Genomic DNA, 26,450 nt, shown 5'->3' on the forward strand with positions numbered 1-26,450 from the left:
TAATCCATGTCAAAGAGCGTTACCCTCCGGACCCGGAGGGCAGGAGGAGGTTATTGCGGTTCGGCGGATGAACCGTCCTGAGCGGGAGAGGTATTGGCTGGCGCATTGCCGCTGCTGGTGCGGGTATAAAGAATTTTATGCGTGTCGTTCGCGCAATGGCCCACCACCTGTGAGTCCGGCTGATCGGCCTGGTCGTTAGGAACGATAGTGAGCGTAAAATTATCCGCCGGCACGCCGTTATTGATGATACGTTGTTCAATATCGCTTTTTACTCTCTCGCACGATCCCGGTGCCGCCATCACCAGCGAGGGGGCGCTGACTAACGCCAGAGTGGCTATTGCAGTTGCGATTTTCATCATGAACTCCTGTGATTAATGACGATGTTCTAAGCTTAGCATTTTTCGTGTAAATAACTGTATTTGCTAATATGATGATAAATATCTTTTCATCCTGGTGATACGTGTGAAGAAACCCCTTTTACTGACGTTATTGTGCATGATACTGGCAGGTTGTGATAACCCGAAATCCCTTGAGACTTTTACGCCGGAAATGGCCAGTTTTTCGAACGAATTTGATTTTGATCCATTACGTGGTCCGGTAAAGGATTTCAGCCAGACATTGATGAGTGAGAATGGCGAAGTGGCGAAGCAGGTCACCGGTACGCTTTCACAGGAAGGCTGTTTTGATACGCTTGAGTTACACGATCTGGAGAATAATACGGGGCTGGCGCTCGTGCTGGATGCCAATTATTACCGGGATGCTCAGACGCTGGAAAAAAAGGTGCAGTTACAGGGGAAGTGCCAGCTGGCGGCGTTGCCTTCGGCGGGCGTGACCTGGGAAACGGACGACAACGGTTTTGTGGTATCGGCGACGGGCAAAGAGATGAAAGTCGAGTATCGCTATGATAGCGAAGGTTATCCGCTAGGTAAGACAACCATAAACTCGCAGAATACGCTCTCTGTGACGGCAAAACCCTCCGCGGACCCGCGTAAAAAGCTGGATTACACGGCAGTCAGCCGGGTGGATGATCGACAGGTCGGCAACGTCACACAGAGCTGCGAATATGATGCGTACGCGAACCCTGTTGACTGCCGGCTTGTTATCGTCGATGAGAGCGTTAAGCCGGCAGTATCCCACCATTACACCATTAAAAATCGTATCGATTACTACTAAACCGGGCGCGGTGCGATTCTCCGTGACTACCGCGCCGCGTTTACTGCGCGGTGGGTTTCAGGAGCGTAGAACCGGACGTTTTATGTTCATCCAGATACTGCTGCTGGAAGATACACATGCGGATGGTGTTACGGTATTCGCCGTTAATGAAGAACTCATGAATCAGCTCGCCTTCTACTCTAAACCCGAGTTTACGGTAGATGTGAATCGCTTTTTCATTCTCTTTATCGACGATCAAATACAATTTATAGAGATTGAGTACGGTAAATCCGTAATCCATCGCCAGTTTGGCCGCGCGTGACGCCAGGCCTTTTCCCTGGTACTCCGGCGAGATAATAATCTGAAATTCCGCCCGCCGATGCACATGGTTAATTTCCACCAGTTCTACCAGCCCGGCGTTTTCACCGTCGCATTCGACGACAAAGCGCCGTTCGCTTTGGTCGTGGATGTGTTTGTCGTAGAGATCCGACAGTTCGACAAAAGCCTCATACGGCTCTTCAAACCAGTAACGCATAACGCTGGCATTATTATCAAGCTGGTGGACAAATCGTAAATCTTCACGCTCAAGCGGGCGCAGTCTGACCTTATAGTCACTTGTCATACTGTATCCTTACACTTCCTTTTAGTTATCCTGCATCAGGGCGTAATAACGCGACCTGTACGACGATCCAGACACCGCAGCGTATTGGGCTCCCAATAGGCGTTGATGTTGGCGCTTTGCTCGCATTTATCGCGGTTATCAAAGGCGGCATCGGCTTTGTCCCACTCTTTTTCTGCGCGGGTATTCACTTTCTGACGCAGACTGCGAGTGTCGTTCCATTGTTCCTTTTCCATCGCCGCTTCCTGACGACTTTGTGCGCTATCTCCCGATTCAATCACCAGTTTACTGGTTTCAGCGAATGCGGAAGTAGTATATATAACGGCCGCCAACGTAAGCATTGCCGTCAGGCACAGGCGTTTGCTCAGCGTATTGTTCATCACAACATCCTTTCATTAGAGGGGAAAAAGCGGTAAACCACCTGTAAATTCTACACCAATCCTTATGCCTGGCATATACACAAGAATGGCCGGATAACCGTAACGATATTCTGTTGTATTATCACTTATCATTTCGTAACCAAATGAATCTCATGCTAAAGACGACTCTGCTTTTCTTTGTCACCGCCCTCTGTGAAATCATTGGATGTTTTCTTCCCTGGCTATGGCTTAAGCGCGGCGCCAGCGTGTGGTGGCTTCTGCCCGCCGCCGCGTCACTTGCGTTATTCGTCTGGCTTTTGACCTTGCATCCGGCGGCGAGTGGGCGGGTTTATGCGGCTTACGGTGGGGTATATGTCTGTACTGCGCTCCTGTGGTTACGTGTTGTCGATGGCGTCCGGCTCACGGTTTATGACTGGTGCGGCGCGCTGATCGCGCTGTGTGGAATGCTGATTATCGTCGTCGGATGGGGACGTACGTAACATTGCCGCGCGACCAGAACATTTTGTGATCTGGCAGCGCTTTTTACATCAATATACTTGTATGGTAGTAGCTCAGTTGGGTAAATTTCCTGCATCCCATAATGCGATGTAAGGAATAAAAATGAAGATTGTAGGGGCTGAAGTTTTTGTTACGTGTCCAGGGCGTAACTTCGTCACCTTAAAGATAACCACGGAAGACGGGCTCACCGGTCTGGGGGATGCCACCCTGAACGGACGCGAGCTCCCGGTGGCCTCGTACCTTACCGATCACCTGTGCCCACAGCTCATCGGGCGGGATGCTCGCCGCATCGAAGATATCTGGCAGTTCTTCTACAAAGGCGCGTACTGGCGCCGTGGCCCTGTCACCATGTCCGCCATTTCCGCGGTTGATATGGCGCTATGGGATATTAAAGCCAAAGCCGCCAATATGCCGTTGTATCAGTTACTCGGCGGCGCTTCTCGTGAAGGCGTCATGGTGTATTGCCATACCACAGGCCACACCATCGACGATGTGCTGGAAGACTACGCGCGTCATAAAGAGCAAGGGTTCAAAGCAATCCGCGTGCAGTGCGGCGTTCCGGGGATGAAAACCACCTACGGCATGGCGAAAGGCAAGGGGCTGGCCTATGAGCCCGCGACAAAAGGCCAGTGGCCGGAAGAACAGTTGTGGTCAACGGAAAAGTATCTCGATTTTACGCCAAAGCTGTTTGACGCCGTGCGTAATACGTTCGGTTTTAATGAACATCTTCTGCACGATATGCATCACCGACTGACGCCTATTGAGGCTGCCCGCTTTGGCAAATGTATTGAAGACTATCGTTTGTTCTGGATGGAAGATCCGACGCCGGCTGAAAATCAGGCGTGCTTCCGCCTCATCCGCCAGCATACGGTCACGCCGATTGCGGTAGGCGAAGTCTTTAACAGTATCTGGGATTGCAAACAGCTCATTGAAGAGCAATTGATTGACTATATCCGCACCACGCTTACCCATGCCGGTGGTATTACCGGGATGCGCCGCATTGCCGATTTTGCCTCGCTCTACCAGGTGCGTACCGGTTCGCATGGGCCGTCCGATCTGTCGCCGGTTTGTATGGCCGCTGCATTACATTTCGACCTGTGGGTGCCTAACTTTGGTGTGCAGGAGTTTATGGGCTACTCCGAACAGATGCTGGAGGTTTTCCCGCATAACTGGACGTTCGAGGGCGGCTATATGCATCCGGGCGACAAGCCAGGACTGGGCATTGAGTTCGATGAAAAACTGGCGGCGAAATATCCGTACGATCCAGCCTATTTGCCGGTGGCCCGCCTGGAAGACGGCACACTGTGGAACTGGTAAGGAGCGAAAAATGAAAAGCATCGTAATCGAAAAACCGAATACATTAACTATCGAAACGCGCGCGCTTCCGCAGCCTGCGCCGGGTGAAGTTCGTATTAAAGTGAAACTGGCGGGTATCTGCGGTTCCGACAGTCATATTTATCGGGGACATAATCCCTTTGCAAAATATCCCCGTGTCATAGGCCATGAATTTTTCGGTGTCATCGACGCGGTAGGCGACAACGTCAATCGCGACCGGATAGGAGAACGGGTATCCGTCGATCCGGTGATCAGTTGCGGGCATTGTTACCCTTGTTCAGTCGGTAAACCCAATGTGTGTACCTCGCTGGTGGTGCTGGGCGTGCATCGTGACGGCGGTTTCAGCGAGTATGCGGTGGCGCCGTCCCGTAATGCTTATCGCATACCGGACAACATCGCAGACCATCATGCCGTCATGGTTGAGCCGTTTACCATTGCGGCAAATGTGACGGGGCAGGTGAATCCAACCGAACAGGACGTGGCGCTTATCTATGGCGCAGGCCCGATGGGACTGACGACCGTACAGGCGCTGAAAGGGGTTTATCAGGTTAAAACCGTCATAGTCGTTGATCGCATTGAAGAACGTTTAGCGATGGCGAAGCAGAGCGGCGCTGACTGGACCCTCAATAATGGTCAACATTCACTGGCGGAATTTCTACAGCAGAAGGCGCTAAAGCCGACCTTGATTGTCGATGCCGCCTGTCATCCCGCTATCCTGCAAGAGGCGATTACCCTCGCATCGCCTGCGGCACGCATTGTCCTGATGGGATTTTCCAGCGACCCGTGTGAGATTGTACAGCAGGGTATTACCGGAAAAGAGCTGGCTATTTATTCATCGCGTCTTAATGCCAATAAATTCCCGGTCGTGATTGACTGGCTGAATAAAGGGCTTATTGATCCGGATAAGCTGATAACGCATACATTTGATTATCAACATGTCACCGACGCGATTGAGCTTTTCGAGAAAGACCAGCGTCAATGCTGCAAAGTCTTACTCACGTTTGCGAAATAATATAAATAATTGCGAGTAAGTGGTACGCATCTTACCTCTTAGAGATTGCCTATATGACACAAATAAAACATGAACGATCGACTCAGGATTTAGTGCGCGCTGCCGTATCTGGCTGGTTAGGCACCGCGCTTGAATTTATGGATTTTCAGTTATATTCACTAGGCGCGGCTCTGGTCTTCCATGAGATATTTTTCCCGGAACAGTCTGCCGCGATGGCGCTTATTCTGGCAATGGGCACCTATGGTGCAGGTTATATAGCCAGAATTATCGGCGCCTTTGTTTTTGGTAAAATGGGCGACCGCATCGGACGAAAAAAAGTATTGTTTATTACTATCACCATGATGGGGATCTGCACCACGCTGATTGGCGTACTGCCGACGTATGCGCAAATCGGCATTTTTGCGCCAGTATTACTGGTAACATTGCGAATTATACAGGGGCTGGGCGCCGGGGCGGAAATTTCCGGCGCGGGTACCATGCTGGCCGAGTATGCGCCGAAAGGAAAGCGTGGCATCATTTCCTCGCTGGTCGCGATGGGCACCAACTGCGGTACGTTGAGCGCGACGGCGATCTGGGCGGTGATGTTCTTTGCGCTTGAACGCGAACAACTGATCGCCTGGGGATGGCGTATTCCTTTCCTGGCGAGCGTCGTTGTTATGATATTCGCGATCTGGCTGCGAATGAATCTGAAAGAAAGCCCGGTATTCGAAAAAGTAAGCGAAGGCGAAAAATCGCCAGCGTTAACGCCTGCGTCAGAAAATACATTGGGCGCGATGTTTACCAGCAAATCTTTCTGGCTGGCCACCGGTTTACGTTTTGGACAAGCGGGGAATTCGGGGCTTATTCAAACCTTCCTTGCCGGATATTTAGTTCAGACGTTATTATTTAACAAATCTATCCCAACCGATGCGTTAATGATAAGTTCCGTAATTGGTTTTATCACTATCCCACTCTTGGGGTGGTTGTCCGATAAATACGGTCGTCGGCTGCCGTATATAATATTGAATATCTCCGCGATTATCCTCGCCTGGCCGATGCTGTCTATTGTGGTAGATAAAACGTATAGCCCTGGCGTAATTATGGCGGCGCTCATTGTTATTCATAACTTTGCCGTGCTGGGATTATTTGCGCTGGAAAACATCACCATGGCGGAAATTTTCGGATCGCGTAATCGCTTCACCCGGATGGCGATTTCAAAAGAGGCAGGGGGCCTGGTGGCGGTTGGCTTTGGCCCCGTCCTCGCAGGGATCTTTTGTAACATGACCGATTCCTGGCTGCCCATCTTAATTATGCTGGTGCTCTACTCGTGTATTGGTCTGATTTCTGCGCTGTTGATGCCGGAGGTCAGAGATCGCGACCTGAGTCTGCCTGAGGATGCGGCGGAAGCGACAGCGGCAGAGAAGTTACGCCACTCCGCAACCCAGACGAGTTAAATCGTGTCGACGGTATGGCCGGAACGCTAATGCGGTTTCGGCCATGCTGTCCGGTCACTTTTGTTTAATTAGCGTAAATCCAAATGCACCAGGGCAGGCGTTACTCTGCGACTGTTCCGCTTTCAGAATATAGAGGTTATAAAATGCAAAACAGGCTTTTATCGGCAAAGGCGACGCTTCCTGATTACGATCGCGCGGCGCTGGCGGCGCGGATGGTCCATCTCGGTTTTGGCGCGTTTCATCGCGCGCATCAGGGGGTTTATACAGATATTCTGGCTGCGGAGCAGCATAGCGACTGGGGCTATTATGAGGTTAATCTTATTGGCGGCGAACAGCAGATTGCCGATCTAAAGCAGCAGGATAACCTCTATACCGTGGCGGAGATGTCGGCGGAAGCCTGGACGGTGCGTGTGGTGGGCGTCGTCAAAGCGGCGTTGCATGTCCAGGTTGATGGTCTGGAACGTGTGCTGGCGGCGATGTGCGAACCGCAAATAGCGATTGTGTCTCTGACCATTACCGAGAAAGGGTATTGTCATTCGCCAGCCACGGGCCAACTTCTGCTGGAACATCCCATGATTGCCGCCGACCTGCAAAATCCGCATCAACCGCTAACGGTACCGGGTATTATTGTTGAAGCGTTAGCGCGTCGTAAAGCCGCAGGCTTACCGGCATTTACCGTGATGTCCTGCGACAACATGCCGGAAAATGGGCATGTGACGCGTCAGGTTGTGACGGCTTACGCCCGGGAGGTGGATGCGGAACTGGCGATATGGATCGAGCAAAACGTGACATTTCCGTCAACCATGGTTGATCGGATTGTCCCTGCGGTCACGCCGGAGACGCTGGATAAAATCGAACAACTGACCGGCGTGCGCGATCCGGCGGGTGTCGCCTGTGAGCCGTTTCGTCAGTGGGTGATAGAAGATACGTTTGTGGCGGGTCGTCCGCAGTGGGAAAACGCGGGCGCGACGTTGGTCGCCGACGTGGTTCCGTTTGAAGAGATGAAACTGCGGATGCTTAACGGCAGTCATTCTTTCCTGGCTTATCTGGGATATCTTGCCGGCTATCAGCATATTAATGACTGTATGGATGACGACAACTATCGTCTGACCGCGCAGGCGTTAATGTTACGCGAGCAGGCGCCAACGCTGAAAGTCCAGGGGGTAGATTTACAGCGTTATGCCGATCAGTTGATTGCGCGTTACCGTAATCCGGCGCTGCGTCATCGTACCTGGCAGATTGCGATGGATGGCAGCCAGAAGCTTCCGCAGCGTATGCTGGACTCCGTTCGCTGGCATCTTGCTAATCATAGCGATTTTGATTTGCTGGCGCTGGGCGTGGCGGGGTGGATGCGTTACGTTGGCGGCGTGGATGAACAGGGCAAGGCCATCGACATTAGCGATCCGCTATTGCCGGTTATTCAGCGCGCCGTGGCAAACAGTGAAGAAGGCGCCAGTCGTGTTAAGGCGCTGCTGGGAATGGCTGAAATTTTCGGCAACGATTTGCCGCAGGCGGCGCGGTTTACGCAAAAAGTGCAAGAAGCCTATGACAGTTTACTGACATATGGCGCGAAAGCGAGCGTGGCGAAATATGCCGAGCGGTTGAAATAGCGTAACAGAGACCCGGTAGCATTATGCTACCGGGAAGGCCGGAGCGGTTCTTAGCGGCCAGTGGTATCAGTTCATGCCAAGACGAATCAGTTCGACCGGCGCGAATTTACCTTCACAACCTTCGACAATCACCGTTTTGCCGCGGCGAATTTGACCTGCATCCAGACCTTCGCTCTCAATGGCTTTGATAATCCCGGTATGACCCGTGCCGCTTATCATGACCCGGCTACCGGTAGTGATTGCGTTACGGTTACGATCGTATGTCATCATGGTGTTTTCTCCTTTCAAACTTACTGCCAAAGCCCGCAGGTTTCCCCGCATGACGGGCGACATATAAATACGCTTATCGTTGCGGATTTTTTTTGTTTTTGATCAAGCTCACGGCTTTTTAGGCGGGAATGTGCAGGGTGAGAAAGCGGAGAAGGCGTCTCACCCCGACGTTAAAGGGAGTTAGTCTTCGCTAAACCAGCCGCTGTTTTCCTGACGGATAAGCTGAACGGATTCGCTAATTTCCTGCAAATGCTGGGTCATTGCGCTCTCAACCGCATTGCCGTCACGATTTTCCAGCGCGGAGAAAATATCATGGTGCTGGCGCAACAACATCTCCGGCGGAGAAACATGATCCAGACTCATATAGCGAACCCGGTCGATTGTCGCTTTGATATTTTCAATGGTATCCCACGCTAACTGGCAATCGGCGATCTGCGCCAGCTTTTGGTGGAAATCGTCATCAAGCTGGAAAAAATCATCAATCTGTTTGCGCTCGATGGCAATATGTTGCAGGTGCAGGTTTTGCGCCAGTTGATAGCACTGGTTGTCGGTGATCATCGCCGCCGCACGGCGGACCACCGCACATTCGATCGCCTGCCGAACAAAGCAGCCATTCTGTACCTGAGAAAGCGAAATCTTATTCACATAACTACCGCGCTGAGGGCGGATTTGAATCAACCCATTTTCCGCCAGCTTTATAAAAGCCTCGCGCACCGGTTGACGCGAAACGTTAAAACGGGTTGAGACCTCTTTTTCTGATAGCGGCGTGCCAGGCGGGATCAGACAATGCACGATATCACGCCGAAGAATACGGTAAATTTGCTGGTTGACAGGCTGTGTAGGGTTAAGCTGCGTTTCGACGGTCATTCATTCTTACTTTTTAGGCGGTTGACCCGGATACTCTACCACTTTTCCGTGGTGGTCTATACCGATCATGTTTCTGGTTGCAGATACGTTTGCCAGGGATTACCCGGCCCGCAGACCGGGTATAACCCCTTAGCTACGGTGGACGCTAAGCCCTGCGAAGGATTGGGTAACAGGCATCATCTCAACGGTATTAATATTCACATGCGCGGGGAGTGTGGCCACCCACCATACCGCTTCGGTAATGTCTTCTGGCGTGAGCGCGGTGGTATTTTCGTAGGTTTTACCCGCTTTCTCATCGTCGCCTTTGAAACGGACGCTGGAAAACTCGGTACCGCCAACCAGACCCGGTTCAATGTCGGTCACGCGAACCGCCGTGCCGTGTAAATCCGTGCGCAAATTCAGGCTAAACTGGCGCACAAAGGCTTTCGTCGCGCCATAGACGTTGCCACCAGCATAAGGCCAACTGCCGGCGGTTGAACCGATGTTAATGATATGACCGCGATTACGTTCGACCATTCCTGGCAGTACGGCGCGGGTCATATAAATTAAGCCTTTATTATTAGTATCGATCATAGTTTCCCAGTCTTCTACGCTGGCTTTATGCGCCGGTTCAAGACCCAGCGCCAGACCGGCGTTATTGACCAGCACATCAATATCGCGCCACTGCGCAGGCAGAGAGGCCATCATCTCTTCGATGGCCGCGCGGTTGCGCACGTCCAGTTGGGCGGTCAATACGTTCTCGCCAAGCTCATCTTTTAACGCTTGCAGGCGTTCATGACGACGTCCCGTGGCAATGACTTTATGTCCATTCTCAACAAAACGGCGTGCAATGCACTCGCCAAACCCTGCGGTTGCTCCAGTTACTAAAACGATCATCACACAGTTCCTCAACGCTTTTTGTGTTGTATTACCATAGCACGCGGCGTTTATGAAAGGGTAATCCTGGTTAACACGGTTGCGGTCAGCATAGGGGGAAGCTTACTCTTATGATCAACCTATTTTCAGGAGTGAAAAATGTCGACGAATCCTTTGTTAGACCAGAGTATGTTGCCTTATCAGGCACCGCGTTTTGATCGGATCAAAGATTGCCATTATCGTCCTGCTTTTGATGAGGGCGTGCGGCAAAAACGCGTGGAAATCGAGGCCATCGTCAATCATCCGGCGGCCCCTGACTTTACGAATACGCTTCTGGCGCTGGAGCAAAGTGGGGCGCTTCTGTCACGCGTTACCAGCGTTTTTTTCGCGATGACGGCCGCGCACACTAACGATGAACTCCAGCGGTTGGATGAGGCCTTTTCTGCCGAGCTGGCGGCGCTCTCCAACGATATTTATCTGAATAGCGCGTTATTCGCTCGCGTGGATGCCGTCTGGCAACAGCGTCACTCACTGGGGCTGGATGATGAGTCGCTACGGTTGGTCGATGTGATCCATCAGCGTTTTGTGTTGGCAGGCGCGCAGCTTGCCGAAGAGGATAAAGCGCGACTGAAGGTATTGAATACTGAATCCGCGACCTTAATGAGTCAGTTTAATCAGCGTCTGCTGGCGGCAAGTAAAGCGGGCGGGCTGGCGGTCGATGACGCGCATTGCCTGGCAGGATTAAGCCCGGAAGAAATTACCGTCGCTGCTGAAGCGGCGCGTGAAAAAGGCCTGGAGGAGCGCTGGTTCATTCCGCTCCTTAATACGACGCAACAGCCTGCGCTTGCTACGCTGCGCGATCGCCAGACCCGCGAAAATTTATTCGCAGCGTCATGGACTCGGGCGGAAAAAGGAGATGCCCACGATACCCGCGCTATCGTTCAGCGTCTGGTAGAGATTCGTCGCTGTCAGGCAAAACTGCTGGGTTTCCCCAATTATGCCGCATGGAAAATGGCCGATCAGATGGCGAAAACGCCGCAAGCCGCACTGAGCTTTATGCGTGGCATTGTGCCGCCAGCGCGTCAGCGTGTACTCAATGAACAGGCGGAAATTCAGAACGTCATTGATGGTGAGCAGGGCGGCTACACCGTTCAGGCCTGGGACTGGATGTTCTATGCCGAACAGGTACGGCGGGAAAAATATGCGTTAGATGAAGCGCAACTGAAGCCCTATTTTGCCTTAAATACGGTGTTGCAAGAGGGGGTTTTCTGGACCGCCAACCAGCTATTCGGCATCACCTTCGTCGAGCGTTTTGACATTCCGGTGTATCACCCTGATGTTCGGGTGTGGGAGATTTTCGATTCCGATGGTGTCGGCATGGCGTTATTTTATGGCGACTTCTTCGCGCGGGACTCGAAAAGCGGCGGCGCGTGGATGGGGAATTTTGTCGAGCAATCCACACTCAATGAAACCCGGCCCGTTATATACAACGTATGTAACTATCAGAAACCGGTTGATGGGCAGCCTGCATTACTGCTTTGGGACGACGTTATTACACTCTTCCATGAGTTTGGTCATACGTTACATGGTTTGTTTGCCGTTCAGCGCTATGCCACGCTTTCAGGTACCAATACGCCCCGCGACTTTGTCGAGTTTCCCTCCCAGATTAATGAGCATTGGGCGAGCCATCCACGTGTGTTCGAACGCTACGCGCGTCATGTCGACAGCGGTGAAAAAATGCCTGCTGATTTACAGGAAAAAATGCGCAAGGCGAGTTTATTTAATAAAGGTTACGATATGACTGAATTGCTCGGCGCCGCATTGCTGGATATGCGCTGGCATATGCTGGAGGAGAGCGTAGCAGAGCAGTCTGTCGCTGAGTTCGAGCAGCAGGCGCTGGCCGCCGAGCATCTTGATTTACCGGCAGTGCCGCCCCGCTATCGCAGTAGTTATTTTGCCCATATCTTCGGCGGCGGCTACGCAGCGGGATACTACGCCTACCTGTGGACGCAAATGTTAGCGGATGACGGTTATCAATGGTTTGTAGAGCAGGGCGGCCTGACGCGTGAAAACGGGCAGCGTTTTCGTGATGCTATCCTTTCCCGGGGGAATAGTACTGATTTAGAAACGCTTTATTCAGCCTGGCGTGGACATGAACCGCATATTGACCCCATGTTGCAATATCGTGGGCTCGATCGCTAAGTTGATACGGTTGTTCGGCACTGTCGAACAACCGCCTGAAAATGAATCCTGCACTTCTGATGACAGCCAGTTAAATTTATGGGGTTAAGTTGTCTGAATATAACGAGGGCGTGCATTCGGATTTTTCTACTTATTTTCCCGTGGTGGCTTGATTGCCAATGATTTATTACCGCTTCGCTGTTGACGTTTTCGAAAAATATATTTTCCGCTATGTGGTGGTATTATGTAAATAATGCAGAAATGAATTTGACACTGCGCACAGGGCGACTAGATTTAGAACTGTATCACATGATATGAGAAGACATATCATATTTAAAACGCAACATCATCATGAGGATTATATTATGGCAGAACATCGCGGCGGTTCCGGTAATTTTGCAGAAGATAAAGAGAAAGCCTCAGAAGCAGGTCGTAAAGGCGGCCAGCATAGCGGTGGGAACTTTAAAAACGACCCACAGCGAGCATCTGAAGCGGGTAAAAAAGGTGGCCAAAATAGCCACAGTGGCGGACGGAAATCCGGCAATTAATTTTACTCCTGATATTTCGTAAATATATTCTGAAATATTGCACATACGATGCGGGCCATAGGCTCGCATTTTTTTATTCTGACCGGGAGTTATTCTGACCGGTCAGATGAAATTATTGTTTATGCTTTCTTCGTTAACAGAAAAAGCAATTCAGCGAGGGCGAAGCGTACGCATTTTTCCAATACTTCCTGACAATCTCCGTTGAAATGTTGTCGGCTTGTAAAAGTTGTATTGTTAATATTCCAGGCAAACCAAACTGTGCCCGCCGGCGTGCCATCTTCGCCGCCTCCCGGACCGCCATAGCCGCTGATCGCTATGCTGATATTGACCTCAGCCTGATCCTTAGCGCCCTGTGCCATTTCAGTAACGACCGCTTCGCTGACGGCGGTATGTTCGGCAAGACTGTGGCGTTGTACGCGTAAGATTTTTGCTTTGGCTTCATCAGTAAAGGTGACATAACCCACACCGTAAAATGAGGGCGTATCTTCTGCTGCGCACAATGCTGAAGCCAGTTTCCCGCCAGTGCAGGATTCTGCAGTGGTCAGACGGAGTTTCTGGTTAACCAGTAAATCACCAAGTTTTTTTGTCAGGCTATTGACGGATTCGGCTTCATCAAGGGTGACAATATCGTGCTGTTCTAATCTCATCGTTTATTTTTCCGTTACCAGAGACAAAAGAAATCTGTTCGTTTTTCTCAAGTATGGCATGTTTATTTTATGACATTGTCAGTGAATGATTATTTTATCCAGTTACCAACAAACCCGCTGTTGCATAACTTGCTTACTTTTCTGCGGCGATGACTGTCATTGATTATGCGTAAGGCCATTATCCTCAAAAAATAAAGCCGATTATTCTGAATTGCTATCCAGACGTTGAAGCATATGACTTCAGCGATGTGGCAAGTTAACTATTACGCCGTTACGCTTTCGCGCTCACCGGCGCTGATATCGGTTGCATATTAATCCGGATGGGTTGATTTTATTGCTTAATATTCTGCGGGTAAATTCATGTTTGTAAAAACTAAAAATAGCGGCCAGACTTAATACGTCAAATAGACGTTATTAAGGAGAGAGCATGAAACTACAGGTGGCTGCATTTTTAAGTTTTCTGATAATGCCTTACGCGCTAGCGGATGATCAAGGGGGATTAAAAAAAGACGTGGCACCGCCGCCGCCTCATGCTATTGAGGATGGTTATCGCGGTACGGATGATGCAGAAAAAATGACCATCGAACAGGCAAAAACCCTGCATGATGGCGCGACCGTTTCGCTGCGCGGCAACCTTATTGATCATAAAGGCGACGATCGCTATGTATTTCGTGATAAATCCGGCGAGATTAACGTGATAATTCCTTCCGCCGTATTTGATGGGCGGGAAGTTCAGCCGGATCAAATGATCAACATTAACGGTAGTCTGGACAAGAAAGCGAAGGAACCGCTTGTTCGCGTGAACCGACTGCAAAAATAACGCGCGCTTACCGACAATCTCCAGGTCAGCCATACGGGGTACGCGGCTGGCCTGATACTATGGGTCTTGTAAAAGCGCCCTGGGGACAAAAGGTCCCATAATGTCTTATTCAGGTCTGGTTGCGTATCGTTTAAGCTTCATTGATATTGACGGTGCTACAGTCGTTAGCGATCCGTTATCCTCGCAAGAATTTGCCCGGTAGCGTATAAGCAAAACACAAATCTATCCATGCAAGCATTTACCGCTGGTGAACCGGCGGTTTTTTTTGCCTGCCATCCAGACAAAAGCGGCCCCTTGCGCAACGATGCAGCAAGGGGCCGGCTCTGCGAGGGATTATCTCCGTTCATTAATCATCCCATTTGTGACTGAACCAGGCGGCCAGAAATCCGGAAAATAAAATAATTCCTAATACAACGATAAAAAGGTTAATACTGCCTAACATCTCGTTTCTCCTTATTTTAGCGTGCATCCTCTTTTTTAAAAAACCTCGTACAGACTATAGTACTAATTTATACTTAAGCAAAGTCTGATTTGCGTATTTATTTTACTGGAAGGGTAAAGCATTAGAATATTTTCGTCAGCGCCTAGGAATATTCCTGAATTACCGCAGCGACAGCAGATAATTAGCCTGCAATATATAGGGTTAACCCGGTGCGCCAGAAACTGCGCACATCACTGGCTGCAGATAATTAACAGGTGATAGCCTGTTGCGTAGGGGTAATCCGCATTCCTTTTAACATCAGTGCCCAGGCGAACACAATGGCGATTATCAGGACAACGAAAAGCGACCAGGCGGGAAGCGTCGTCAGGATGACGCCGCTGGCCAGCGGGTTTACCGCCGCACCCAGCCAGCCCAGCGATTGCGCTGAAAAATAGCTGGCTTTCATCCCGGCAGGCGCAATGTTGTCAATTAACATATATTCGCCGGGGGCATAAATAATTTCGCCAATCGTGAATACTGCCGCTGAAAGCCCCCAAAAAAACAGATTGTCGCCTGAAAAAATAAATCCGATGAGCCCGGCGATAAAAAAGACGGTACCGGTTGTCATCATTGGTCGAATATTGACGGCGGTAAGTCGACGGCCCACGGCGTATTGCAAACTGACCACAATAACCGCATTAACCGGCAGGACGACGGCTACCACTTTTTCCGCGAAGCCGCTATCGGCAACGACCATAACGTACTGTGAGATACAGGACGCAAAGGCGCCCCCCACAAAGGAGGCCAGAAATGCCGAAAGCGTAAACCACAATAATGCTTTGTCGCGCAGCAGAACGGAGGGAGACCAGATAGCGGCATTTTTCCCCTCGCTGGCGGCAACCGAACGTGTCACCCATACCTGAATAAAGACCAGCGGAAATGCGGAACAGATAGCGGCAAGCCAGAAGGGTAAATTGATGCTTTGCATCACCAGCAGCGTGCCGAGCGGCGGGCCAACCGTCCAGCCGATATTGAGTACGGTATAATTGAGCGAAAAAATCCGTGTTTTTGTTGTCGCGGTGAGGTTATCGGCGAACCAGGCCTTCAGGACGGTAGAAAAAACCGAATAGGCGCAGTTAATAAGCGCAAAAAGCAGGACAACCAGTACGACATTATGCACCATTGGGATGGCGATAAATCCGCAGGCGAAGGCGATAATCGCGAGTAACATGTAGCGCTTTTTATCAAACTTGTCCGCCAGAATCCCAAAGCCAAGACTAAAGATGACGCCGATCGTTAACGCGCTGGTCAGCGCGTAGCCAATCAGATCCACGCCTAAACCGTACTGACGGTTAAGATAGATGGTCATAAAGGGGAGCGTGGCGCCGCGTCCAATTGTCAATAACAGCGATGAGGCGAGTAGAGCCAACGTCGAACGTCTCAATCCTGGATTCATTTTTCCTGCCTGAAATGGAGGTTACGTATCGGGACGTTTTAATCTACCGTGCCCGCAAAAGCATGATGTCTATACGCTATAGCGTAGTCTTAACATACCATAACGCAGGATTTTGCCCATCGTGTGTTGTTCAATGCCATGCTCACGGTAAAAAGAAAAGTCCTGTTATGGCGCACTGATTTCCGATAACTTACCTTTTTACAAAATTTTAATAATGACAGGGGCCGATAATGTCGCGTAAAGACGGTTTTTTGGCGTTACTGGTGGTTGTCGTATGGGGGCTCAATTTTGTTGTCATCAAAGTAGGCCTGCACCATATGCCGCCATTATTGCTGGCAGGATTACGATTTTTACTGGTGGCGTTTCCGGCAATTTTCTTTGTCGCCCGGCCTAAAGTCCCGCTTACGCTGTTACTGGGCTATGGGCTGACGATAAGCTTTGGGCAGTTCGCCTTTCTCTTTTGCGCGATAAAGTTTGGTATGCCCGCAGGACTGGCGTCGTTGGTATTACAGGCGCAGGCCTTTTTTACCATGGCATTGGGGGCGTTTGTTTTTAGCGAGCGGTTACAACGTAAGCAGTTGGCGGGGATCGCCCTGGCGATTATAGGTGTACTGGTATTGATTGAAGCCAGTCTCAACGGACAGCATATAGCGATGTCGGGATTTATGCTGACTCTGGCGGCGGCATTTAGCTGGGCCTGCGGCAATATCTTTAATAAAAAAATTATGCAACATAGTCCGCGCCCGGCGGTGATGTCGCTGGTGGTCTGGAGCGCGCTGATCCCGATCCTGCCGTTCCTGCTGTCATCGCTGCTACTGGAGGGGGCGGATCACATTACGCAAAGCCTTATTACCATCGATATGACGACGATATTGTCGCTGCTTTATCTGGCTTTTGTCGCCACTATACTTGGCTACGGCATCTGGGGCACGTTACTGGGGCGCTATGAGACCTGGCGCGTGGCGCCGTTATCATTGCTGGTGCCGGTAGTCGGGCTGGCGAGCGCCGCGGTGTTACTCGGGGAAACGTTGACCGGGATGCAGCTTGCGGGCGCAGTACTGATTATGGCTGGACTCTATATCAATGTGTTTGGATTTCGTGTGCGCCGTACTGCGCGCGTCAGGGGATGAGGCATTATGTTACTAAGAAGACAAGCGCTAATTTCAGACCATGCCGCGAGGTAATAGCGACGAACTCGTATAGCCAGACGGTACTAAAAAAATGCCCCGCAAAACGGGGCAAAGAGGTTAAAGGGGTTGGTCGTTATAATAGGGCACGCCTAATTCATCTGACTTATCGCTGTTCACGCTCACGGGGTGAAGGTCATTTGGCGGATCGCCCACACAGGGCAGCAGCATCACATCGCGGCTATTTTGCGCCACAGGTAACAAAGTTTGTTCTGCAATGCCATATCCGGAGGCGATAAGTAACAGACCCGGCAGGGCGGGAAACAGCATTTTCATGGTGCTCTTCGCGTGGCGCATAAACAAACTAGTAGTTGCCATGGTTCAGCGGCAGCATATACCGTGATTCGCCATGCATATTGGTGATCCGGTATTTGTGTGGCGGCACATCAAAATAGTTTTTGAACGTCCGGGTCAATGTTTGCTGTGACTCAAAGCCATAGCGTTCCGCCAGATAGAGAATGGGCTCGTTGCTCTCTTTTAATTTTTGCGCGATTTCCGTCATTTTACGGCTGCGAATGTATTGGCCTAATGAATGACCGGTCTCTTTTTTAAACATCCGTTGCAGGTGCCATTTGGAATATCCTGAACGCTCAGACACTTTTTCCAGTGAGAGCGGCGACTCCAGGTTATCCTCGATCCAGTCCAAAATGCTATGAATAGTAATAGCGTCAGTGTTGCGTCTGGACATCGTCATACCTCTTTTTTGTCTACGGCAGAATTTTCTTGAGCAAATACTCAAGCGTTGCCACTTCGTCCGCCGTTAAGTTTTTTGTTAATTCCTGATGCAGGTCTTGCCCTGGTCGTTGATGACATTGCTCACAAATTGCCGCGCCGTCCGGCGTTAACTTCACCAGTACGCCGCGTTTGTCATTAGGATTCGGCAGTCTTTCGATCCAGCCTTTGCACAGCAGGCGGTCGAGCATCCGCGTCAATGCGCCGAGATCGACAGACAGCACTTTTTTAAGTTCAACCGGGGTAATACATCCCGCGCAGCGTATCGAGCACAGCACTTTAAACTGTGTTGCGGTGATATCCAGCGGAGATAAATAGTTATTTAACAGGCGATCTTTTTTTTGATTTACCATGTAGATCAAGCGACCCAGCGGAATGATTTCATTGAACAGATCACTGGTGCTTTTCAAAATGGTTGCCCCGGCAAGTAATTAATTTCGTCAGATACTATTGCCCAGGCAAGTATAAGTCAACTAAATGAATTGGCCGATGCCACGATTTGCTAAAAGGCGTCCGGGGTATTGTGCTGTGATAACTTGTAACTAATTGATAATTACAGGTTATAGGTTGTAGAGGATATTAACTTGCACACTGGCGAAATGGCGCGCCTGGGCAATTTCACTTTATACTTCCGGTTCATGAAACGCTGATGGGTAAGAGATAGTATTATGATGGATTTGTTTAAAGCGATTGGATTAGGGCTGGTCGTACTGCTCCCGTTAGCCAATCCGCTAACCACCGTGGCGCTGTTTCTTGGCCTTGCGGGCAATATGAATAGTGCGGAACGCAACCGGCAGTCCTATATGGCTTCGGTTTATGTCTTCGCTATTATGATGGTGGCGTACTATGCCGGGCAGTTAGTCATGAACACCTTCGGTATTTCGATTCCAGGGTTACGGATCGCCGGGGGGTTAATTGTGGCGTTTATCGGCTTCAGAATGCTTTTCCCGCAGCAGAAGGCGCATGAGTCGCCGGAAGCGAAAAGCAAATCGGAGGAGCTGGCAGACGAACCGACGGCCAATATTGCGTTTGTTCCACTGGCTATGCCAAGCACCGCAGGACCGGGGACCATCGCAATGATCATCAGTTCCGCTTCCACGGTGCGTCATGGCGGCGAGTTTCCCGACTGGGTCATTATGGTTGCGCCGCCGATTATTTTTCTTGCCGTGGCGGTGATCCTGTGGGGATGCTTACGCAGTTCTGGCGCTATTATGCGGCTGGTGGGTAAAGGGGGGATTGAAGCGATCTCCCGCTTAATGGGATTCCTGCTGGTGTGTATGGGCGTGCAATTTATTATCAACGGCGTGTTGGAAATTATTAAAACGTACCACTAAGGCGCATTTTCGTCTGCCGGAAACCTGTTCCCGGCAGACGAATGTCTTAATGCGGTTGTTCTTCCAGCGTCACTGGCCATTTGCGGAATATGAGCACAGCCCATACCAGCGCGGCACAGGCGGGTATGGCGCCAATATAGCCGATGGCCGACATTGACCAGTGCAAACTCACCTGATTGCCTACCAGCGCGCCAGCGCCAATACCAATATTAAAGATGCCTGAAAATAGCGCCATTGCGACATCGGTCGCGTCCGGGGCCAGCGCCAGTACTTTCACCTGCATACCGAGCCCTATCACCATAATCGCGATGCCCCAGAAAATGCTCAGTATGGCCAGATGCGCTTCGCTATCCGCCGCAGGCAGCAGCAGAAGCAAACAGACAACCAGCAGGGCAATAGCGATACTGACGAGCGACGAGGCATGGCGATTACCCAGTTTACCAAACACGAGGCTGCCGATGATCCCGGCACCGCCGAGGATCAGTAACAGGACGGTAGCAAAATTCGCACTGAGCCCGGCGACATTCTGAACGAACGGCTCAATATAGCTATAAGCTGTGTAATGCGCAGTCACCACAACGACGGTCAGTACATAGAGGCTCATCAGCGCCGGGCGCCGGAATAGCAAAGGTAAACTTTTTAGTGAGCCGGAATGCTCGCTCGGCAATTTCGGTAGAAGCTTAATCAGACATAGCAGCGTAATTAATGCGCCCATGCCGATGGCAAAAAAGGTGGTGCGCCAGCCAAAATACTGACCAACAACGCGGCCTATCGGCAGCCCAAGCACCATGGCCAACGCGGTGCCGGTCGCTATCAGACTTAATGCCTGCGCGCGTTTCCCGGCAGGGGCCAGGCGGATCGCCAGAGAGGCGGTTATCGACCAGAAAATAGCGTGGGCGAAAGCGATGCCAATACGGCTAATGACCAGTACGGTAAAGTTCCATGCCAGGAAGGAGAGCACGTGGCTGGCAATAAACAAAACAAACAGACAAATGAGTAGCTTACGGCGCTCCATTTGACTGGTAAGAAGCATAAAAGGCAGCGACATGACGGCAACTACCCAGGCGTAAATGGTTAGCATGATGCCGACCTGCGCGGTTTGCATATGAAAGCTTTCAGCAATGTCTGATAGCAAACCAACCGGCACAAATTCTGTGGTATTGAAAATAAAAGCGGCAATAGCAAGCGTAACTACCCGTAGCCACGCGACCTTGCGGGAAACTGGATTGATTGTCATAAAAATATTTCGGGTTAGTTGCGAGAAGGTGAGGCCGCGATCTTAAAACGTTTACTGGCGAAAAGACAATCATTTTGTGACCTGCTTCTCATTTACTTCGCAGGCCGTTTCGTCTTCAGTCGACGCTCGCCAGTTGGGCGTTAAGTAACTCGATAAAGGCCTCAAGCTGGCGCGTCATTGCCCCGCGCCGCCACATTAGCCATGTGCTAAGCCAGCGCCACTTCTCCGCCAACGGCCAGGCCTCCACCTGATGATGTCCTGGCATACTGTTGAGCATACTTGCTGGCATCAGCGCAATACCTGCACCGGCAATTACGCACGCCAACATTCCATGATATGACTCCATTTCGTGAATCGTACCGGGGGTCGCGCCATCGGCATGAAACCAGTTTTCGAAATGCCGTCGGTAAGAACAGTTGGCGCGAAAAGCATAGATGTTATAACCATTCACCTCGCTGGCCCGCGAAACGACGGAATGGCCGTGTGGCGCGACGATCATCATTTCTTCCTGGTAAGCCGGTATACCTTCCAGCCCCGGATGCATTAGCGGGCCATCAATAAAGGCGGCGTTCAGCTTTCCCTCGAGCACGCCATCCAGCATGGCGCCGGAAGGACCGGTCGTTAACGCGAACTGAATTTTAGGGTAACGCTGGTTATAACCCGCCAGCAGCGCGGGGATACGTACGGCGGCAGTACTTTCTAACGCGCCGAGTGAAAACAGTCCTTGCGGTTCCTCTCCGGCAACCACCATACGGGCTTCATCAACCAGCGCCAGGATCTGCTGGCTGTAACGTAAAAAGTTATGCCCGGCTGGTGACAGCCTGAGTCGCTGGTTTTCGCGAATAAACAGAGAGACGCCCAGGTCGGCTTCAAGCTGACGGATACGCGTGGTCAGGTTGGACGGAACGCGGTGCACTTTTGCCGCCGCCTGCGTAATGCTGCCCGTCAGAGCGACAGCGTTAAACATTTCCAGTTGCGTCAGGTCCATGGTTTTCTCAATTCGTGAATAGTCTGGTTAATATTATTCATTTTTCAGAAAGGGTAAAGGGCGTCATGATGGTACAACTCCCCTGATAACGAGAGAAAGAACATGACCATGATGACTGCAACACAGGCGTTATCCGTTAATCCTGCGACCGGCCAGACGCTGGCGGCAATGCCCTGGGCTAACGCGCAAGAGATTGAACATGCGCTGAGTCTGGCGGCGAGCGGTTTCAAAAAGTGGAAAATGACATCGGTAGCGCAACGGGCGCAAACATTACGCGATATTGGTCAGGCGCTTCGCGCTCATGCAGAAGAGATGGCGCAATGTATTACGCGTGAAATGGGTAAGCCTATAAAGCAGGCGCGTGCGGAAGTGACGAAATCCGCTGCGTTATGCGACTGGTATGCGGAACATGGTCCGGCAATGCTGAATCCTGAGCCTACGCTGGTAGAAAATCAGCAGGCGGTGATTGAATACCGTCCGCTGGGCGTCATTCTGGCGATAATGCCGTGGAATTTTCCTTTATGGCAGGTGTTACGCGGGGCAGTGCCGATACTGTTGGCGGGGAATAGCTACTTGTTAAAACATGCGCCCAATGTCACGGGTTGCGCGCAGATGATAGCCCGAATCTTGACGGAAGCCGGTACTCCCGCTGGCGTCTATGGATGGGTGAACGCCAATAATGAGGGCGTGAGTCAGATGATTAACGATCCGCGAATCGCGGCGGTGACGGTGACCGGTAGCGTGCGCGCCGGCGCGGCGATTGGCGCTCAGGCTGGGGCGGCGCTGAAAAAGTGCGTACTGGAACTGGGTGGCTCGGATCCGTTTATTGTACTCAATGATGCCGATCTCGAACTGGCGGTAAAAGCCGCAGTTGCCGGACGCTATCAAAACACCGGACAAGTCTGCGCCGCCGCCAAACGTTTTATTGTCGAAGAGGGCATTGCGCAGGCGTTTACCGATCGTTTTGTGGCGGCTGCCGCAGCATTAAAGATGGGTGATCCTCTGGTTGAAGAGAATGACCTGGGGCCGATGGCGCGCTTTGATTTGCGTGATGAACTCCATCAACAGGTGCAGGCTTCCGTCGCCGAAGGCGCACGGCTACTGTTGGGCGGTGAGAAAATCGCCGGGGAGGGCAACTATTATGCCGCGACCGTTCTGGCGGATGTCACACCTGACATGACGGCATTTCGTCAGGAACTTTTTGGGCCTGTTGCCGCCATTACCGTTGCAAGAGATGCGGCGCACGCCCTCGCGCTGGCGAATGACAGTGAGTTTGGCCTGTCGGCGACGATCTTTACCGCCGACGATACGCTGGCCGCGGAGATGGCGGCGCGTCTTGAGTGCGGCGGGGTATTCATTAATGGGTACAGCGCCAGCGATGCGCGTGTGGCATTCGGCGGGGTGAAGAAAAGCGGCTTTGGTCGCGAACTTTCGCACTTTGGTTTACACGAATTTTGTAATGTGCAGACCGTCTGGAAGAACCGCGTCTAATCGCCCTGACGTCGCATGGCGCCCTCTGCTATACTCGCAGGCCTTTTCAGACCTGCGAGCAAGGAGCATGTTGTGGCCAGGGCCATGGATAATGCAATTTTAGAGACGATTTTACAGCGCGTTCGCCCCCTCATTGGCCAGGGCAAAGTCGCTGACTATATTCCGGCATTAGCGTCCGTCGAGGGTTCAAAGCTGGGGATAGCGATTTGTACCGTGGACGGGCAGCATTATCAGGCGGGCGATGCGCACGAACGCTTCTCTATTCAGTCTATTTCGAAAGTGCTTAGTCTGGTGGTGGCGATGCGTCATTATCCGGAAGAGGAGATCTGGCAGCGCGTCGGAAAAGATCCTTCCGGCTCGCCGTTCAATTCGTTGGTTCAGTTAGAGATGGAACAAGGCATCCCGCGTAATCCATTTATTAATGCGGGCGCGCTGGTGGTATGCGACATGTTGCAAGGGCGGCTTAGCGCGCCGCGTCAGCGAATGCTGGAAGTTGTGCGCGCGCTTTGCGGCGTATCGGATATTACGTATGACGCTACGGTCGCGCGCTCTGAATTTGAGCATTCTGCCCGTAACGCCGCTATTGCCTGGCTGATGAAATCATTCGGTAATTTTCATCATGATGTGCCTACCGTGTTGCAAAATTACTTCCACTACTGTGCGTTGAAAATGAGCTGCATGGAACTGGCGAGGACGTTTGTCTTTCTGGCGAATCAGGGCGAGGCGTTTCATCTCGACGAGCCGGTAGTTACCCCCATGCAGGCCCGGCAGATTAATGCGCTAATGGCGACCAGCGGGATGTATCAGAATGCCGGAGAGTTTGCCTGGCGGGTGGGATTGCCCGCTAAATCCGGCGTGGGCGGCGGTATTGTCGCCATAGTGCCGCATGAAATGGCGATTGCCGTCTGGAGTCCGGAGCTGGATCCTGCGGGAAACTCTCTGGCAGGTATCGCCGCGCTTGAACAATTAACACAAACGTTAGGACGTTCGGTATACTGATGAATGCGCTTGAACCGCTCTTTGCCCGCCTGGCGCGATCGACATTTCGTTCGCGTTTTCGTCTCGGGATAAAAGAAAGACAATATTGCTGGGATAAAGGCGCGGAGGTAATTGATAAACACGCCGCCGATTTCATCGCCCAGCGACTGGCGCCAGCTCACCCGGCGAATGATGGTAAGCAAACGCCGATGCGGGGCCATCCGGTATTTATCGCGCAACATGCGACGGCAACCTGCTGTCGCGGGTGCCTGGCGAAGTGGCACCAGATACCTCAGGGAGAACCGCTGAGCGAAGCGCAGCAACAGTATATTGTCAGCGTTATCCATTACTGGCTGGTCATACAAATGAATCAGCGGTAGGGCAGTGCGTCGTTGCTGACGCTTTCCCCGATAAAACACCCTATACCACTGATAGCAGCCGTTGACCGTCATATATCTCATGTGCTGAAGTGTCTTTTTAGTTACAACATACATTTGGTTGTTTTTTTTCAATGCCTGTCAGCACCGTGCAAAAAAATGTTCTACAGGGCAGGGGATCCGTGTATCACCAGAAGCTTGCAACCTTGATCTGGATCACGTTTAATGACAGTGCTTTTTTACCTGCTGAAGATAATCATGATCGTTAGACCACAACAGCACTGGATTCGCCTGATATTTGTCTGGCATGGTTCCGTGTTATCTAAAATCTTTTCACGACTGCTCCTTAACTTTCTTCTTTCTATCGCCGTTATTATCATGCTGCCCTGGTACACAATGCTGGGTATTAAGTTTACCCTTGCGCCGTTTAGCATACTGGGCGTCGCTATCGCCATTTTTCTTGGGTTTCGCAATAATGCCTGTTATGCGCGTTACGTCGAAGCGCGACATTTGTGGGGGCAGTTGATGATCGCTTCACGCTCAATACTGCGTGAGGTGAAAACAACCTTACCTGATGAACGCGGTATCGAGGATTTTGTTCGGTTACAAATCGCTTTTGCCCACTGTTTGCGGATGACATTGCGTCGACAGCTTCAAACGCAAGTTCTGGGAAACTATCTTGACCAGGAGGCGTTACAGAAAGTTGTCGCTTCCCATTCCCCCGCTAACCGTATCTTATTGCTGATGGGAGAGTGGCTGGCGATTCGCCGCCGCAGCGGAAAGCTTTCCGATATTTTATTTCATAGCCTCAACAACCGCTTAAATGATATGTCGTCAGTATTGGCCGGCTGTGAGCGCATCGCCAATACGCCGGTGCCTTTTGCCTATACGTTAATTTTGCATCGTACAGTTTATCTTTTCTGCATTATGTTGCCATTTGCACTGGTGGTTGATCTGCACTATATGACGCCGTTTATTTCGGTGCTTATTTCTTATACGTTTATCGCGCTGGATGCGTTGGCGGAAGAGTTGGAAGATCCGTTCGGTACTGAAAATAATGATTTACCGCTGGATGCGATATGCAATGCGATAGAAATCGATTTACTGCAAATGAATGATGAAAGGGATATTCCGGCAAAACGGATACCGGATAAACGCTATCAACTGACCTGAGATCGTCTTAACTGGCGCAGAATGTTCATCTGCGCCATAACCTGAAGAGCAAAGCTTAATAGCCTTCTCCAACGCCGGTTTTGGCTGGACCGGAGTAGTGGACATGAACGATTCGCCATCCTGTGTTTGGTATCTTCGCCCACACCTGGCTTTCGCGGCCTGTCGTGTGTTGAGTCTGCCCATTATCACGGCGTACCGCGGTAAAATGCCAGTCGAACTCTGCAACGGCGGCATTGCCATACACATGAATAGCAGGGGGAGCGTCCAGTTTTAATGTGCGTTTGCTGAAGGTTTTACCCATAGTGGTGCCATAAAAATTTTCAGCGATCTGCGACCATCCGCGTTCGTGACCGCGTGGATGAATAAAACTGGTTTCCGGTGAAACATAAAAAAGCTGCTTGCCTAACGTTGGGTCTGCCTTATCTATTGAATAAAGGTAACGGTTAATGCCTTCTGTAATTTCTTGTTTAACAGTCGACGTAACTTCATTTTGTGCGGCGGTTGGCGTTGCCGCTGATGCCGATGACGCCATCAGAGTTAACGTTATCGCGGCGGTCGAAAACAATAGTGACGTTTTTTGCATAATAGTTATACCCATATGGTCTGTTTTTGAGACGCTTTATCTTTCCTGTTACGTTCACTTTTATACTAAAGGAACATGGCTCACGAACAATAAAAACATCCTTCTATAAAACTACCCCGAAAAGGGAGTAGTGCAATTAAGAATATCGTATTTGTTTGTAACGGCATGACTCAAAATATCAACATTTAGAGTTTCAGTATTGTTGTTGTCCTTTGACTTATTTTTATGTTTATTACCACTGGTAAATAGTTAATCTTATGAATAGT

The 26,450-nt window shown here is 51.0% G+C and carries 30 protein-coding genes; 15 read left to right on the forward strand and 15 right to left on the reverse strand.

What is annotated here, in order from left to right; all coding sequences use genetic code 11:
• Window positions 1-50: 50 nt before the first annotated feature.
• Window positions 51-359 carry a DUF1161 domain-containing protein gene (locus tag ACLD4F_RS02570; protein WP_175268362.1) on the reverse strand — a complete coding sequence of 103 codons (309 nt, stop codon included), beginning with the start codon at window positions 357-359 and terminating at the stop codon, window positions 51-53.
• Between the two features lie 103 nt (window positions 360-462).
• On the opposite strand from ACLD4F_RS02570, the gene ACLD4F_RS02575 reads away from it, so the two are divergent.
• The gene (locus ACLD4F_RS02575; protein WP_023257812.1) at window positions 463-1,173 is read left to right on the forward strand and encodes a YnfC family lipoprotein; all 711 of its coding nucleotides are present in this window, start codon (window positions 463-465) and stop codon (window positions 1,171-1,173) included.
• 40 nt (window positions 1,174-1,213) lie between these two features.
• Here the strand turns inward: ACLD4F_RS02575 and speG are convergent, their stop codons facing one another.
• Both speG and ACLD4F_RS02585 read right to left on the reverse strand, forming a co-directional pair.
• A complete protein-coding gene (speG, locus tag ACLD4F_RS02580; protein WP_000199997.1) occupies window positions 1,214-1,774 on the reverse strand; it encodes a spermidine N1-acetyltransferase in 561 nt (186 codons plus the stop codon).
• Between the two features lie 35 nt (window positions 1,775-1,809).
• Window positions 1,810-2,151 carry a DUF1283 family protein gene (locus ACLD4F_RS02585; protein WP_001527902.1) on the reverse strand — a complete coding sequence of 114 codons (342 nt, stop codon included), beginning with the start codon at window positions 2,149-2,151 and terminating at the stop codon, window positions 1,810-1,812.
• A 152-nt stretch (window positions 2,152-2,303) separates the two neighbouring features.
• Between ACLD4F_RS02585 and ACLD4F_RS02590 the strand changes: the two genes are divergently transcribed.
• From ACLD4F_RS02590 to ACLD4F_RS02610, 5 genes are all read left to right on the forward strand, one after another.
• A complete protein-coding gene (locus ACLD4F_RS02590) occupies window positions 2,304-2,630 on the forward strand; it encodes a YnfA family protein (protein WP_000921389.1) in 327 nt (108 codons plus the stop codon).
• A 121-nt stretch (window positions 2,631-2,751) separates the two neighbouring features.
• Window positions 2,752-3,966 (forward strand): starvation-sensing protein RspA, encoded by a 1,215-nt coding sequence (rspA, locus tag ACLD4F_RS02595; RefSeq protein ID WP_023202403.1) that lies wholly within the window; start codon window positions 2,752-2,754, stop codon window positions 3,964-3,966.
• Window positions 3,967-3,976: 10 nt separating this feature from the next.
• Window positions 3,977-4,996 (forward strand): Zn-dependent oxidoreductase, encoded by a 1,020-nt coding sequence (locus ACLD4F_RS02600; RefSeq protein ID WP_411010662.1) that lies wholly within the window; start codon window positions 3,977-3,979, stop codon window positions 4,994-4,996.
• A 53-nt stretch (window positions 4,997-5,049) separates the two neighbouring features.
• Entirely contained in the window at window positions 5,050-6,429 is a 1,380-nt protein-coding gene (locus ACLD4F_RS02605; protein WP_000192118.1) for an MFS transporter, read from the forward strand.
• Window positions 6,430-6,572: 143 nt separating this feature from the next.
• The gene (locus ACLD4F_RS02610; protein WP_411010663.1) at window positions 6,573-8,039 is read left to right on the forward strand and encodes a mannitol dehydrogenase family protein; all 1,467 of its coding nucleotides are present in this window, start codon (window positions 6,573-6,575) and stop codon (window positions 8,037-8,039) included.
• A 66-nt stretch (window positions 8,040-8,105) separates the two neighbouring features.
• On the opposite strand, the gene ydfZ is transcribed toward ACLD4F_RS02610, so the two are convergent.
• From ydfZ to ydfG, 3 genes are all read right to left on the reverse strand, one after another.
• Window positions 8,106-8,309, reverse strand: a complete 204-nt coding sequence (gene ydfZ, locus ACLD4F_RS02615; RefSeq protein ID WP_000989267.1) for a putative selenium delivery protein YdfZ — start codon at window positions 8,307-8,309, stop codon at window positions 8,106-8,108.
• 180 nt (window positions 8,310-8,489) lie between these two features.
• Window positions 8,490-9,176 (reverse strand): GntR family transcriptional regulator, encoded by a 687-nt coding sequence (locus tag ACLD4F_RS02620; RefSeq protein WP_000215562.1) that lies wholly within the window; start codon window positions 9,174-9,176, stop codon window positions 8,490-8,492.
• 129 nt (window positions 9,177-9,305) lie between these two features.
• Window positions 9,306-10,052 carry a bifunctional NADP-dependent 3-hydroxy acid dehydrogenase/3-hydroxypropionate dehydrogenase YdfG gene (gene ydfG / locus ACLD4F_RS02625; RefSeq protein ID WP_000636564.1) on the reverse strand — a complete coding sequence of 249 codons (747 nt, stop codon included), beginning with the start codon at window positions 10,050-10,052 and terminating at the stop codon, window positions 9,306-9,308.
• A gap of 138 nt (window positions 10,053-10,190) precedes the next feature.
• On the opposite strand from ydfG, the gene dcp reads away from it, so the two are divergent.
• On the forward strand, window positions 10,191-12,233 hold the full coding sequence (dcp, locus tag ACLD4F_RS02630) for a peptidyl-dipeptidase Dcp (RefSeq protein WP_050067589.1): 2,043 nt from the start codon (window positions 10,191-10,193) through the stop codon (window positions 12,231-12,233).
• 344 nt (window positions 12,234-12,577) lie between these two features.
• Window positions 12,578-12,760 (forward strand): general stress protein, encoded by a 183-nt coding sequence (locus ACLD4F_RS02635; protein WP_000807642.1) that lies wholly within the window; start codon window positions 12,578-12,580, stop codon window positions 12,758-12,760.
• Window positions 12,761-12,879: 119 nt separating this feature from the next.
• Here ACLD4F_RS02635 and ACLD4F_RS02640 read toward each other — a convergent pair whose 3' ends face one another.
• A complete protein-coding gene (locus ACLD4F_RS02640; protein WP_411010664.1) occupies window positions 12,880-13,407 on the reverse strand; it encodes a 2-oxo-tetronate isomerase in 528 nt (175 codons plus the stop codon).
• Window positions 13,408-13,834: 427 nt separating this feature from the next.
• Here ACLD4F_RS02640 and ACLD4F_RS02645 point away from each other — a divergent pair, with 427 nt between their 5' ends.
• Window positions 13,835-14,227, forward strand: coding sequence for a YdeI family stress tolerance OB fold protein (locus ACLD4F_RS02645; RefSeq protein WP_000776348.1), 393 nt, complete (start codon window positions 13,835-13,837; stop codon window positions 14,225-14,227).
• 346 nt (window positions 14,228-14,573) lie between these two features.
• On the opposite strand, the gene mgtS is transcribed toward ACLD4F_RS02645, so the two are convergent.
• Window positions 14,574-14,669, reverse strand: a complete 96-nt coding sequence (mgtS, locus tag ACLD4F_RS02650) for a protein MgtS (protein ID WP_000901531.1) — start codon at window positions 14,667-14,669, stop codon at window positions 14,574-14,576.
• Window positions 14,670-14,916: 247 nt separating this feature from the next.
• The gene (gene ydeE, locus ACLD4F_RS02655) at window positions 14,917-16,104 is read right to left on the reverse strand and encodes an efflux MFS transporter YdeE (protein WP_001068050.1); all 1,188 of its coding nucleotides are present in this window, start codon (window positions 16,102-16,104) and stop codon (window positions 14,917-14,919) included.
• Window positions 16,105-16,331: 227 nt separating this feature from the next.
• Here ydeE and eamA point away from each other — a divergent pair, with 227 nt between their 5' ends.
• The gene (gene eamA / locus ACLD4F_RS02660; protein ID WP_000987753.1) at window positions 16,332-17,234 is read left to right on the forward strand and encodes an O-acetylserine/cysteine exporter; all 903 of its coding nucleotides are present in this window, start codon (window positions 16,332-16,334) and stop codon (window positions 17,232-17,234) included.
• 117 nt (window positions 17,235-17,351) lie between these two features.
• Here eamA and marB read toward each other — a convergent pair whose 3' ends face one another.
• The 3 genes from marB to marR are packed head-to-tail and all read right to left on the reverse strand — an operon-like array spanning window position 17,352 to window position 18,433.
• Window positions 17,352-17,567: a multiple antibiotic resistance protein MarB gene (gene marB / locus ACLD4F_RS02665; RefSeq protein ID WP_079841672.1), complete on the reverse strand. Its 216-nt coding sequence runs from the start codon at window positions 17,565-17,567 to the stop codon at window positions 17,352-17,354.
• Window positions 17,568-17,595: 28 nt separating this feature from the next.
• The gene (gene marA, locus ACLD4F_RS02670; protein ID WP_000091194.1) at window positions 17,596-17,979 is read right to left on the reverse strand and encodes an MDR efflux pump AcrAB transcriptional activator MarA; all 384 of its coding nucleotides are present in this window, start codon (window positions 17,977-17,979) and stop codon (window positions 17,596-17,598) included.
• Between the two features lie 19 nt (window positions 17,980-17,998).
• A complete protein-coding gene (gene marR / locus ACLD4F_RS02675; RefSeq protein ID WP_000843434.1) occupies window positions 17,999-18,433 on the reverse strand; it encodes a multiple antibiotic resistance transcriptional regulator MarR in 435 nt (144 codons plus the stop codon).
• Window positions 18,434-18,691: 258 nt separating this feature from the next.
• On the opposite strand from marR, the gene ACLD4F_RS02680 reads away from it, so the two are divergent.
• Window positions 18,692-19,357, forward strand: a complete 666-nt coding sequence (locus tag ACLD4F_RS02680; protein WP_000968968.1) for a MarC family NAAT transporter — start codon at window positions 18,692-18,694, stop codon at window positions 19,355-19,357.
• A gap of 46 nt (window positions 19,358-19,403) precedes the next feature.
• Here ACLD4F_RS02680 and ACLD4F_RS02685 read toward each other — a convergent pair whose 3' ends face one another.
• Together ACLD4F_RS02685 and ptrR are read right to left on the reverse strand one after the other, a co-directional pair.
• Complete coding sequence (locus ACLD4F_RS02685; protein ID WP_000154617.1) at window positions 19,404-20,594, reverse strand: sugar transporter; 1,191 nt, start codon at window positions 20,592-20,594, stop codon at window positions 19,404-19,406.
• A gap of 115 nt (window positions 20,595-20,709) precedes the next feature.
• The gene (ptrR, locus tag ACLD4F_RS02690) at window positions 20,710-21,582 is read right to left on the reverse strand and encodes a putrescine utilization regulator PtrR (protein WP_079944363.1); all 873 of its coding nucleotides are present in this window, start codon (window positions 21,580-21,582) and stop codon (window positions 20,710-20,712) included.
• A 102-nt stretch (window positions 21,583-21,684) separates the two neighbouring features.
• Between ptrR and sad the strand changes: the two genes are divergently transcribed.
• The 4 genes from sad to ACLD4F_RS02710 all read left to right on the forward strand — a co-directional run bounded on the left by sad (window position 21,685) and on the right by ACLD4F_RS02710 (window position 25,601).
• On the forward strand, window positions 21,685-23,073 hold the full coding sequence (gene sad, locus ACLD4F_RS02695) for a succinate-semialdehyde dehydrogenase (RefSeq protein ID WP_000178413.1): 1,389 nt from the start codon (window positions 21,685-21,687) through the stop codon (window positions 23,071-23,073).
• A gap of 72 nt (window positions 23,074-23,145) precedes the next feature.
• Window positions 23,146-24,072, forward strand: a complete 927-nt coding sequence (gene glsB, locus ACLD4F_RS02700) for a glutaminase B (RefSeq protein ID WP_000090081.1) — start codon at window positions 23,146-23,148, stop codon at window positions 24,070-24,072.
• On the forward strand, window positions 24,072-24,431 hold the full coding sequence (locus tag ACLD4F_RS02705) for a DUF4186 domain-containing protein (RefSeq protein ID WP_000992449.1): 360 nt from the start codon (window positions 24,072-24,074) through the stop codon (window positions 24,429-24,431). Before glsB ends, ACLD4F_RS02705 begins: the two co-directional genes overlap by 1 nt.
• A 255-nt stretch (window positions 24,432-24,686) precedes the next feature.
• Window positions 24,687-25,601: a bestrophin family protein gene (locus tag ACLD4F_RS02710; protein WP_001748393.1), complete on the forward strand. Its 915-nt coding sequence runs from the start codon at window positions 24,687-24,689 to the stop codon at window positions 25,599-25,601.
• Between the two features lie 55 nt (window positions 25,602-25,656).
• Here the strand turns inward: ACLD4F_RS02710 and ACLD4F_RS02715 are convergent, their stop codons facing one another.
• Window positions 25,657-26,199, reverse strand: coding sequence for a YybH family protein (locus ACLD4F_RS02715; RefSeq protein ID WP_079944362.1), 543 nt, complete (start codon window positions 26,197-26,199; stop codon window positions 25,657-25,659).
• Window positions 26,200-26,450: the final 251 nt, after the last annotated feature.

The organism is Salmonella sp. 741265050_HSA (genome assembly GCF_046569445.1).
Classification (GTDB): Bacteria; Pseudomonadota; Gammaproteobacteria; order Enterobacterales; family Enterobacteriaceae; genus Salmonella; species Salmonella enterica.

What these genes read in the sequence shown, in the direction of transcription:
- ACLD4F_RS02605 (WP_000192118.1), top strand. Translation starts at nt 5,050, where the DNA reads ATGACACAAATAAAACATGAACGATCGACTCAGGATTTAGTGCGCGCT.
- ptrR (WP_079944363.1), bottom strand. Translation starts at nt 21,582, where the DNA reads ATGGACCTGACGCAACTGGAAATGTTTAACGCTGTCGCTCTGACGGGC.
- ACLD4F_RS02620 (WP_000215562.1), bottom strand. Translation starts at nt 9,176, where the DNA reads ATGACCGTCGAAACGCAGCTTAACCCTACACAGCCTGTCAACCAGCAA.
- dcp (WP_050067589.1), top strand. Translation starts at nt 10,191, where the DNA reads ATGTCGACGAATCCTTTGTTAGACCAGAGTATGTTGCCTTATCAGGCA.
- ACLD4F_RS02640 (WP_411010664.1), bottom strand. Translation starts at nt 13,407, where the DNA reads ATGAGATTAGAACAGCACGATATTGTCACCCTTGATGAAGCCGAATCC.
- ACLD4F_RS02705 (WP_000992449.1), top strand. Translation starts at nt 24,072, where the DNA reads ATGAATGCGCTTGAACCGCTCTTTGCCCGCCTGGCGCGATCGACATTT.
- ACLD4F_RS02715 (WP_079944362.1), bottom strand. Translation starts at nt 26,199, where the DNA reads ATGGGTATAACTATTATGCAAAAAACGTCACTATTGTTTTCGACCGCC.
- ydeE (WP_001068050.1), bottom strand. Translation starts at nt 16,104, where the DNA reads ATGAATCCAGGATTGAGACGTTCGACGTTGGCTCTACTCGCCTCATCG.
- mgtS (WP_000901531.1), bottom strand. Translation starts at nt 14,669, where the DNA reads ATGTTAGGCAGTATTAACCTTTTTATCGTTGTATTAGGAATTATTTTA.
- marA (WP_000091194.1), bottom strand. Translation starts at nt 17,979, where the DNA reads ATGTCCAGACGCAACACTGACGCTATTACTATTCATAGCATTTTGGAC.
- ACLD4F_RS02710 (WP_001748393.1), top strand. Translation starts at nt 24,687, where the DNA reads ATGATCGTTAGACCACAACAGCACTGGATTCGCCTGATATTTGTCTGG.
- ACLD4F_RS02610 (WP_411010663.1), top strand. Translation starts at nt 6,573, where the DNA reads ATGCAAAACAGGCTTTTATCGGCAAAGGCGACGCTTCCTGATTACGAT.
- ydfZ (WP_000989267.1), bottom strand. Translation starts at nt 8,309, where the DNA reads ATGATGACATACGATCGTAACCGTAACGCAATCACTACCGGTAGCCGG.
- ACLD4F_RS02680 (WP_000968968.1), top strand. Translation starts at nt 18,692, where the DNA reads ATGATGGATTTGTTTAAAGCGATTGGATTAGGGCTGGTCGTACTGCTC.
- ACLD4F_RS02570 (WP_175268362.1), bottom strand. Translation starts at nt 359, where the DNA reads ATGATGAAAATCGCAACTGCAATAGCCACTCTGGCGTTAGTCAGCGCC.
- ACLD4F_RS02585 (WP_001527902.1), bottom strand. Translation starts at nt 2,151, where the DNA reads ATGAACAATACGCTGAGCAAACGCCTGTGCCTGACGGCAATGCTTACG.
- marB (WP_079841672.1), bottom strand. Translation starts at nt 17,567, where the DNA reads ATGAAAATGCTGTTTCCCGCCCTGCCGGGTCTGTTACTTATCGCCTCC.
- ACLD4F_RS02635 (WP_000807642.1), top strand. Translation starts at nt 12,578, where the DNA reads ATGGCAGAACATCGCGGCGGTTCCGGTAATTTTGCAGAAGATAAAGAG.
- sad (WP_000178413.1), top strand. Translation starts at nt 21,685, where the DNA reads ATGACCATGATGACTGCAACACAGGCGTTATCCGTTAATCCTGCGACC.
- ACLD4F_RS02645 (WP_000776348.1), top strand. Translation starts at nt 13,835, where the DNA reads ATGAAACTACAGGTGGCTGCATTTTTAAGTTTTCTGATAATGCCTTAC.
- ACLD4F_RS02590 (WP_000921389.1), top strand. Translation starts at nt 2,304, where the DNA reads ATGCTAAAGACGACTCTGCTTTTCTTTGTCACCGCCCTCTGTGAAATC.
- ACLD4F_RS02685 (WP_000154617.1), bottom strand. Translation starts at nt 20,594, where the DNA reads ATGACAATCAATCCAGTTTCCCGCAAGGTCGCGTGGCTACGGGTAGTT.
- ydfG (WP_000636564.1), bottom strand. Translation starts at nt 10,052, where the DNA reads ATGATCGTTTTAGTAACTGGAGCAACCGCAGGGTTTGGCGAGTGCATT.
- rspA (WP_023202403.1), top strand. Translation starts at nt 2,752, where the DNA reads ATGAAGATTGTAGGGGCTGAAGTTTTTGTTACGTGTCCAGGGCGTAAC.
- ACLD4F_RS02600 (WP_411010662.1), top strand. Translation starts at nt 3,977, where the DNA reads ATGAAAAGCATCGTAATCGAAAAACCGAATACATTAACTATCGAAACG.
- speG (WP_000199997.1), bottom strand. Translation starts at nt 1,774, where the DNA reads ATGACAAGTGACTATAAGGTCAGACTGCGCCCGCTTGAGCGTGAAGAT.